Genomic DNA, 350 nt, shown 5'->3' with positions numbered 1-350 from the left:
CCGCTGTTCGCTAAGCTTGTCGAGGGCCGCTGGATCGACGACCACGTCAATCTCCTGATCTGCGGCCCGGCCGGCGTTGGCAAGAGTTGGCTCGCCTCGGCGCTCGGCCACAAGGCCTGTCGCGACAATCGCTCCGTGCTCTATCAGCGCGTCCCGCGACTGTTCGACGATCTGGCGCTCGCCCGCGGCGACGGCCGCCATCCACGCCTGTTGCGCGGCCTTGGCCTTGTCGATCTGCTGATCCTCGATGATTGGGGACTCGAGCCGCTCGACGCCGGTGCCCGTCACGACCTCCTGGAAATCCTCGAAGATCGCTACGGTCATCGCTCCACCATCGTCACCAGCCAGCT

Annotated in this window: 1 protein-coding gene; it reads left to right on the top strand. The window is 66.0% G+C overall.

Annotated elements, in window-relative coordinates; genetic code table 11:
• On the top strand, window positions 1-350 hold a 350-nt coding region (locus tag AC0L2O_RS36495), incomplete at both ends, for an ATP-binding protein (RefSeq protein ID WP_473373163.1).

This window comes from Bradyrhizobium sp. Kon10 (genome assembly GCF_055807395.1).
The sequence above is the reverse complement of the archived record's forward strand: the minus strand, read 5'-3'. Positions and strand labels throughout refer to the sequence as shown.